Origin of the sequence: Pseudomonas protegens, from assembly GCF_003732485.1 — a bacterium.
Taxonomy (GTDB): domain Bacteria; phylum Pseudomonadota; class Gammaproteobacteria; order Pseudomonadales; family Pseudomonadaceae; genus Aquipseudomonas; species Aquipseudomonas protegens_B.
Genome location: NZ_MOAK01000080.1, coordinates 70,620 through 77,484 on the forward strand (window position 1 = coordinate 70,620; position 6,865 = coordinate 77,484).

At 60.2% G+C, this 6,865-nt stretch carries 7 protein-coding genes; 2 read left to right on the forward strand and 5 right to left on the reverse strand.

The window, feature by feature from the left end; genetic code table 11:
- Positions 1–592, forward strand: a 592-nt coding sequence (locus BLX41_RS35920; protein ID WP_259745062.1) for a prolyl oligopeptidase family serine peptidase, incomplete at its 5' end; no start/stop codon positions are given.
- 41 nt (positions 593–633) lie between these two features.
- Here BLX41_RS35920 and BLX41_RS21540 read toward each other — a convergent pair.
- The 3 genes from BLX41_RS21540 to BLX41_RS21550 all read right to left on the reverse strand — a co-directional run bounded on the left by BLX41_RS21540 (position 634) and on the right by BLX41_RS21550 (position 3,014).
- On the reverse strand, positions 634–792 hold the full coding sequence (locus tag BLX41_RS21540; RefSeq protein ID WP_011063854.1) for a YqaE/Pmp3 family membrane protein: 159 nt from the start codon (positions 790–792) through the stop codon (positions 634–636).
- Between the two features lie 243 nt (positions 793–1,035).
- Positions 1,036–2,319 (reverse strand): aspartate aminotransferase family protein, encoded by a 1,284-nt coding sequence (locus BLX41_RS21545; protein WP_123726518.1) that lies wholly within the window; start codon positions 2,317–2,319, stop codon positions 1,036–1,038.
- Positions 2,316–3,014 carry an MOSC domain-containing protein gene (locus BLX41_RS21550; RefSeq protein ID WP_123726519.1) on the reverse strand — a complete coding sequence of 233 codons (699 nt, stop codon included), beginning with the start codon at positions 3,012–3,014 and terminating at the stop codon, positions 2,316–2,318. Before BLX41_RS21550 ends, BLX41_RS21545 begins: the two co-directional genes overlap by 4 nt.
- A gap of 102 nt (positions 3,015–3,116) precedes the next feature.
- Here BLX41_RS21550 and BLX41_RS21555 point away from each other — a divergent pair, with 102 nt between their 5' ends.
- Positions 3,117–4,046, forward strand: coding sequence for a LysR family transcriptional regulator (locus BLX41_RS21555; RefSeq protein WP_123726520.1), 930 nt, complete (start codon positions 3,117–3,119; stop codon positions 4,044–4,046).
- Positions 4,047–4,283: 237 nt separating this feature from the next.
- On the opposite strand, the gene BLX41_RS21560 is transcribed toward BLX41_RS21555, so the two are convergent.
- On the reverse strand, positions 4,284–6,062 hold the full coding sequence (locus BLX41_RS21560) for an acyl-CoA dehydrogenase C-terminal domain-containing protein (protein WP_123726521.1): 1,779 nt from the start codon (positions 6,060–6,062) through the stop codon (positions 4,284–4,286).
- 187 nt (positions 6,063–6,249) lie between these two features.
- A partial coding sequence (locus BLX41_RS35925) for an acyl-CoA dehydrogenase C-terminal domain-containing protein (RefSeq protein WP_259745063.1) occupies positions 6,250–6,865 on the reverse strand: 616 nt, incomplete at its 5' end.

The window sequence follows — 6,865 nt, forward strand, 5'->3', positions numbered from 1 at the left end:
CGTGGCCGACCTGAACTACCGGGGCAGCAGCGGTTATGGCCGGGCCTACCGCCAGGCCCTGCATCTGCGCTGGGGCGAAGTGGACGTGGAAGATGCCTGTGCGGTGGTGCCCTATCTTGACCAACAAGGGCTGATCGACCCAAAGCTGGCATTCATCCGTGGCGGCAGCGCCGGGGGCTACACCACCCTCTGCGCCCTGGCCTTCGCCAAGGTCTTCTGTGCCGGCGCCAGCCTATACGGGGTCAGCGATCCCATGGCCCTGACCCGCTCCACACACAAATTCGAGGGGGATTATCTGGACTGGCTGATTGGCGATCCTGAGCAGGATAACGAGCGCTACCTGGCGCGCACGCCACTGCTGTACGCCAGCAACATCAGTGTGCCCGTGGTGTTTTTCCAGGGTGAGTTGGACGCCGTGGTGGTGCCCGAGCAAACCCGCGACATGCTCAAGGCGCTCCAGGACCAGGGCATCGCCGCCGAGGCCCATTACTACCCCGATGAGCGCCATGGCTTTCGCAAAGCGGCCAATCAGGCTCATGCGCTGGAGCAGGAATGGCGGTTTTATCAGAAGGTGCTGCAAGCTCAATGCTGAGCGGGTACTGCCCGTACCGTTGGAACGGGCAGGATGGATAATCAGCGTTTGGCGATGATGTACACCGCGTGCACGATACCGGGGATGTATCCGCACAGGGTCAGCAAGATGTTCAGCCAGAAAGCGCCGCCAAAGCCCACTTGCAGAAAAACCCCCAGGGGCGGCAAGAGAATGGCGAAGATGATGCGAATCAAGTCCATAGGGCAGCTCCTGATAGAAGTCGGGCTCGGCTGAGCCTCACCTGCAATCGACCCTGGTCGCGTGCCAGGGTTCACCGCAAATCTTGCCCTCCTGAACAGCCCGGAGACAAAAAAACGCCCCGTGCGAAAAATCGGACACGGGGCGACGCGTTATACCGCGAGACGGTTCAGGAATTCAGTCAACGTAAAGTCGGGTGTGCTCAGCTCCGTCCGTCAGAGAATGCTCCAGGATCAGCACAGATTTCAGACGGCTACTCCTTTGCGGCATTGCAATTGCGCGGTCCGCACGCGAGAAAAGGCCCGGGTCAAGCGCAGGAGCATTTCGTCGATATTGCCCTTGCTGACACTCAGGGCCGGGGTGAAACGCAAACAGTTCGATTGCGCAGCGCTGAGCAACAGGCCCTCGTGCAACGCTGCCTTGAGTACCTCCTGCGCGGAGTCGTCCGCCAGGCTCATACCCCAGAACAATCCATGCCCTCGTACCTCGCCCTGGGCATAACGGCCCGCCAGTTGGGTCAACTGCTGCCCCAGGTACTGACCGTTGCTGCGCACCTGCTGCAAAAACCCATGCTCCTGCAGACTGTCCAGCACGGCCAGGCCGGCGGAGGTCATCAATGCATTGCCATGGTGGGTGCCATCCAGCTCGCCCTGTTCGAAACAACAGGCCTTGCCCCGCGCCAGCAACGCCGCCAGGGGCACCCCGCCGCCAAGGCCCTTGCCCAAGGTGATGATGTCGGCGCGCACACCGTACAACTGCTCGGCCAATAGGGTGCCGCAGCGACCGATGCCGGTCTGGACTTCATCGAGGATCAACACAATGCCCAGCTCACGACACAGGCGCTCCACACCTTTGAGGTAGTGTTCTGTCGCCGGAATGACCCCCGCTTCACCCTGGATCGGCTCCAGCATGATGGCCACGGTCTGAGCGTCCACCGCCGCGTGCAATGCAGGCAGATCATTGAAGGGCACCTGGCTGAAGCCTGGCAGTTGAGGTTCGAATCGATTGCCTTGGGAGCCATTGCCCGCAGCCGATAGCGCGGCAAAACCACGGCCATGGCAACTGCGGCTGGCAGTGATGATGCCCGCCGCGCCGCCACGATGCAGCTGGCCCCACTTGCGTGCCAGCTTGATCGCCGCCTCACAGGCTTCGCTGCCACTGCTCAGCAGATAGGCCTGATCGCTACCGGTACTACGGCACAGACGGTCGGCGAGCTTGAGCATGCCGCGGTTGTAGAACCCCGAGCCGGGATTGATCAGCGACTGGGCCTGAGCGGCGATGGCGTTGACCAGTACCGAAGGGCTGTGGCCCAGGCTGTTGGCGGCCCCGGCCTGGGTGAAGTCCAGGTAGGTGCGATCATCGCTGTCCCACAGCCAGGAGCCCTGGCCACGGACGAACACCGGTTGCGGGCGCTGCACACTGGGCATCAGGCACTCACTGGCGCAGGCATCGTCCGAGGCGCTCGCACAGGGCTCGATAACCAGATCCTCCAGGCTTGGCGGAGTACGGCGCAGATTGAACAAGTTCATGCCCGCAGACCCTCCAACGGCAGGCCCAGCAGGCGCGAGGACCAATCCTCGACGCAGCCGGTGCGCAGGCGCTTGATGGCGATATCGCGCCAGCGCGAGGACAGCGCCGGACAATCAATCAGGGTTTTCAGGCCTGTGTGCTCCAGAGGCTCCCGGAAAAAACAGCGCAGGGCCCAGGCCACGGTCAAACCGGGATAACTGCGCTGGATCAGTTCGAAGGGTTCGTCCGCCTGGACAAAGCCGGGTTTGAGTACCCGGTAGAACCAGCCGCAGCGTCCATTGTCCTGGGCTTGCTGGGGCAGATTGACCAGGCCCCAACGCTGGCTCAGGCGGTAGCACGGGGAACGGGGCTGACTGATCTGCAACAGCGCTCCGCCCCAACGGAACATATCCCCCAGGCACACCTGATCTTCGGTCAGGCCACGTGTCGAGAGATTTTCCCCAAAGGCCGGAGCCGCCCAATCGAACTGTGGATAACGTTTGCGCCAGTGGGCGTAATGCTCAGCGGGATAGTGGTGCAGGGCTCGCTCAGGGCCGGTATGGAAGCGCGGATCACCCTGTTCGTCGCTGCCCAGGCCTTGTGGCCATAACCAGAGACGGTTTGCAACCGGGCGCTTGTCGGTATCTATGACCAGACCCTGGCCGAGATTTTTTGCCTTGCCTATGTAAACACCATCGACGTAAACGGTATTCATCGCGCGTCTTGGCCCTGTAAGCCCTGTGAATAGGCGCTAGACTAGGCGTCTTGCGGGCTTCGGGCCATTTCGTTTTTTAAGCTTTTTCGATAAGAAATACTTATGGATTTCAAGCAACTGCGTTATTTCGTCGCGGTGTATGAAGAAGGTCACGTGGGCCGTGCTGCGGAGCGCCTGTCGATCTCACAACCGGCACTCTCCCAGCAAATCCGTCAATTGGAGCAGAACCTCGACGTCAGCCTGTTTGAACGCAGCAGCAAGCGCCTGTTGCCGACGCTGGCCGCCCATACGCTGTACAACCACGCCCTGCCTTTGCTCGACGGCCTGCAACAAGCCCGTGAGGCCCTGGGCAACTTCAAGGGCCAGGCCCTGCGTACCTTGGCCATCGGCGTTCTGCAAACGGTGCATAGCAGCCTGGTGCCGCAGATGCTCGAACGAGTGCGCAAGGCCCAGCCCCATCTGGTGGTGCAGATCTACGAATTGACCGGTCTGGAAATCGAACGACGTTTGCTCAATGGCTCGCTGGACATCGGCATCAGCTACCTGCCGCCACGCCAACCAGGTTTGCATAGTGTCCCGCTGTACGAAGATGAGCTGACACTGGTCATCCCCGAGCAGCATCCGCTGCGCGAATTCAAGAAGGTCTCCATGAGCCAGGCAGCGGAGTTGCCGATGCTGCTGTTGGGCGAGGAGTTTCAGATCCGCCAGATCTGGCAGGCGCAGCTGGCCAACCTGGGACGGCGTCCTCAGGTACAGGCGGAGTTGAACAATATGACCGGTATTCTCGACAGCCTGCCCCATACCCGGCTGGCCACCGTGCTTCCGGGGCGCTCGCAACAACAGCACAGCAACAAGAAACTGCTGTGGAAACCTCTGAGCGAGCCGAGGGTGCCATTGAAAGTCGGATTGGTCTGTCGGGATCTGCAGCGTCAACAAGGAACGCTGGAACTGCTAAGGACGTTATTGGAGGATTCGATGAATACCCAAGACGGGCGCTTGGGCGGCACTGCGGTGCCAGAAATGCTGGGTTGACGTCGCGAAAATAAAAAATCCGGACAAAAGAAAACCCCGCCGAAGCGGGGCTTTGCAGACTGTTTCCCTGACATCCTTTTCACTCCGCCATCCTGGCAGAATCCTACGTGTCCATGTTGTTGCTTTGCGCTTCCTGCGCGACGTCCATATGAAGTAGATTAGCCTCAGCCGTCATCTACCGATATGGACGATCAGCAGCACGTTATGTAAGAGATGACTTACAAACGCTCTCCTCAATTAAAACTGCTCAGCCTGTAACAGGAACAGCGATTCACTACCCGCTTTCACCGAGGCGGTCAGCGAGTGAATACGCGGTAGCAGACGGGCAAAATAGAACCGCGCAGTCCCCAGTTTGCTGGCATAGAAGCCCTCTTCCTGCTCCTTGCCCAACGCCGCCTTGGCCATCAGGGCCCACATGTAGGCATAGGCGGTGTAGCCAAAGACCTGCAGGTACTCCACCGAAGCCGCGCCGATTTCGTTGGGGTTACTGATGGCCCGATCCAACAGCCAGGCTGTCAGCTCATCCAGATTGTCCAGAGCCGCGTTCAAAGGCCTAGTGAACTCGCCCAGTTGCCCATCGGCGGTGGTGGTGAAATGGCGAATTTCATCGGCGAACAAGCGGTAGAACGCGCCGCCGCTGCCGACGATCTTGCGTCCCACCAGGTCCAGCGCCTGGATGCCGTTGGTGCCTTCATAGATTTGAGTGATCCGCACGTCGCGCACCAACTGCTCCTGGCCCCACTCACGGATGTAGCCGTGGCCGCCGAAGATCTGCTGGCCATGAACCGTGGTTTCCAGGCCCAGGTCAGTAAGGAACGCCTTGGCCACGGGAGTCAGCAAGGCCACCAGGCTTTCCGCGCGCTTGCGGGTCTCGGCATCTTCGCTGAACTTGGCGGTATCCAGTTGCATTGCTACATAGGTGGAGAATGCCCGGCCACCTTCGTTGGCAGCCTTCATGGTCAGCAGCATGCGCCGCACGTCCGGATGCACGATGATCGGGTCGGCGACCTTGTCCTTGGCTTGTGGCCCGGTCGGCGAACGGCTCTGCAGGCGGTCACGGGCATACTCCACAGCGTTCTGATAGGAGCGCTCACCGGTGGCCAGCCCCTGGATACCCACACCCAGGCGCTCGTAGTTCATCATGGTGAACATTGCGGCCAAGCCCTTGTTCGGCTCGCCCACCAGATAACCTATGGCTTGATCGAAGTTCATCACACAGGTGGCGGAGGCCTGGATACCCATCTTGTGTTCGATCGAACCGCAGCTTACCGGGTTGCGCTCACCCAGGCTGCCATCGACGTTGACCATGAACTTGGGCACCAGGAACAGGGAGATCCCCTTGGGCCCGGCCGGCGCATCCGGCAGCTTGGCCAGCACCAGGTGAATGATGTTTTCCGTCAGGTCATGCTCGCCACCGGTAATGAAGATCTTGGTTCCGCTGATGGCATAGGAACCGTCAGCCTGAGGCTCAGCCTTGGTGCGGATAATCCCCAGGTCGGTACCGGCATGAGGCTCGGTCAGGCACATGGAGCCGGCCCAGACACCGGCATACATGTTCGGCAGGTAGGTGGTTTTCAGCTCTTCGCTGGCGTGGGCGTTAATCGACAGGCAAGCCCCGGCTGTCAGCATGGGATAAAGGCCGAAGGCCAGGCTCGCGGAGTTGACCATTTCTTCGACCTGAGCCGATACCGCCTTGGGCATCCCCATGCCACCGAACTCCGGATCACCGCCAACACCGACCCAGCCGCCTTCGGCATACGTCTGATAGGCCTGTGGAAAACCTTCCGGAGTGGTCACTGCGGTGTCCTTCCAGTGACAACCTTCCTCATCGGCGCTACGGCTCAGCGGAGCGATGCTTCTGGCAGTGACTTTGCCCGCTTCCTCCAGAATCGCCTCAACCGTCTCGGCGTCTACAGTTTCGGCCAGAGCTGGCAGTTGAGCCCAGAGTTTGGCGACCTCGAAGACTTCATTGAGGACGAAGCGCATATCGCGCAGGGGCGCTTTGTAGTCAGCCATGGCAAACCTCGCAAGATCTAAACAAGCGGGCCGGAACGGGCCCATTTACGAAAAGCCGAGTGTACCCGAACAACTTTTGCGACACATAGGGTCAACTCATGACTTTATTGTTAATTTTGGTCACTTCCAGATGCTCGCAAGAAAAAGCCCGCGAGAAGCGGGCCTTGTTCAGGGCACATCAGCGTACCTACAAGGCGAACATCTGCGCCGGCAGGCTCATCAGGCAGTCACTGCCTGCTTCGATTGCCGCCAGATGGGCGCCGGTACGGGGCAGCAGGCGCTTGAAGTAAAACCCACAGGTGGCCAGCTTGGCCGTGGCGAAATCGCTGTCGCCCTCACCCGCATCGAGTTGTTGCTGAGCCACCAGGGCCATACGCAGCCAGAGATAGGCCAGGACGATGTAGCCGCTGTACATCAAGTAATCCAGGGCTGCGGCACCCACTTCATCCGGGTTCTTCATGGCGGCCATGCCCACCTTGGTGGTCAACTCGCCCCATTGACGATTCAGACCATCGAGCTGCGCGACTTGGGCCTTCAACTGCGGATGCTCGGCATTGGCCACGCAGAACTTGTGCACGATCCTGGTGAAACCCAGCAACAGCCTGCCCTGGCTACCCAGCACCTTGCGGCCCAGCAGGTCCAGGGCCTGGATACCGTTGGTACCCTCATAGATAGGAGCGATGCGGCAGTCACGCACCAACTGTTCCATGCCCCACTCACGAATGAAGCCATGACCGCCAAACACCTGCATGCCGTGATTGGTCACCTCCAGCCCGGTCTCGGTCATGAAGGCCTTGCAGATC

Excerpts from the sequence above, each read along its gene's own strand:
- BLX41_RS21540 (WP_011063854.1), bottom strand. The coding sequence starts at position 792 with ATGGACTTGATTCGCATCATCTTCGCCATTCTCTTGCCGCCCCTGGGG.
- BLX41_RS21545 (WP_123726518.1), bottom strand. The coding sequence starts at position 2,319 with ATGAACTTGTTCAATCTGCGCCGTACTCCGCCAAGCCTGGAGGATCTG.
- BLX41_RS21550 (WP_123726519.1), bottom strand. The coding sequence starts at position 3,014 with ATGAATACCGTTTACGTCGATGGTGTTTACATAGGCAAGGCAAAAAAT.
- BLX41_RS21555 (WP_123726520.1), top strand. The coding sequence starts at position 3,117 with ATGGATTTCAAGCAACTGCGTTATTTCGTCGCGGTGTATGAAGAAGGT.
- BLX41_RS21560 (WP_123726521.1), bottom strand. The coding sequence starts at position 6,062 with ATGGCTGACTACAAAGCGCCCCTGCGCGATATGCGCTTCGTCCTCAAT.